At 77.6% G+C, this 1,078-nt stretch carries 1 protein-coding gene; it reads right to left on the reverse strand.

Annotation, left to right across the window (positions count from 1 at the left end):
• Positions 1–845: maltotransferase domain-containing protein (locus tag ABEB07_RS10655; RefSeq protein WP_345668047.1), on the reverse strand; the 845-nt coding region annotated here is incomplete at its 3' end.
• Between the last annotated feature and the right edge of the window lie 233 nt (positions 846–1,078).

Below are 1,078 nucleotides of genomic sequence, written 5' to 3' on the forward strand. Positions count from 1 at the left end.
GAGCCGATCGCCCAGGGCACGCCGACGTCGTCGGGGCCGGCGGTGAGGGTGTTGTTGGGGCCCTTGCGGTAGGTGGTGCCGATGGGGTGGACGGGGGGGAGGTAGACGACGTCGAAGCCCATCGCGGCGATGGCGGGCAGGCGGCGGGCGGCGGTGGTGAAGGTGCCGTGCGGCTGCTCGGGGGTGCCCTCGGAGCGGGGGAAGAACTCGTACCAGGCGCCGTACAGGGCGCGCTCGCGTTCGACCTGGAGGGGCAGCGGGTCGGAGGAGGTGACCAGCTCGCGCAGGGGATGGCGGGCCAGCACCGCGGCCACCTCCGGCGTCAGCGCCGCCGCCAGCCGCGTCATGACCGGCAGCGCGTCGTCCTCCATGACCCGGACGGCGTCCAGCAGCGTCGCGCGCTCCGGGCCCTCGGGCGCCGCGGCGGCCGCCCGGGTGTGCAGGTCGGCGCCCTCCTCCAGGACCAGCCCGGCGTCGATCCCGGCCGGCACCTTGATGCCGGCCGTGTGCCGCCAGGTGGCGACCGGGTCGCTCCATGCCTCCACGTGGTAGGTCCAGCGTCCCGGCGCCCCCGGTGTCACCTCGGCGCCCCAGCGGTCGGAGCCGGGGGCCAGCTCGCGCATCGGCGTCCACGGCCCCGGGCGGCCCTCCGGGTCCGTCAGCACCACGTCGGCGGCCACCGCGTCGTGGCCCTCGCGGAACACGGTGGCGGTGACCTGGAACGTCTCGCCGGTCACCGCCTTGGCCGGACGCCGGCCGTACTCCACGGCCGGACGTACGTCCCGCACCGGAACGCGGCCGATGACCGCGGTCGGACTCGCGGTCGGACTCGGGGTCGAACTCATGGTGTCACCTCCACCGTGCTTGCGGCCGGGCTCGCGCCCGGCCGGGAACCGGAACCTGCTGGGGTGTGCGGGACGCGGTCTCCCGCGCCCCGGGGACTACGCGCCGGCCGGGGACGGCGCCTCGTCGGCGCGGACCTCGGCCGCGCGCACCTGCGCGCCGCGAACCCTGCCGCCCGCCCGCGCCCGCGCGGCCCGGACCTTGCCGGCCACCCGCGCCTCCGCCGGCCCGGCCT

Origin of the sequence: Streptomyces similanensis, from assembly GCF_039543625.1 — a bacterium.
Classification (GTDB): Bacteria; Actinomycetota; Actinomycetes; order Streptomycetales; family Streptomycetaceae; genus Streptomyces; species Streptomyces similanensis.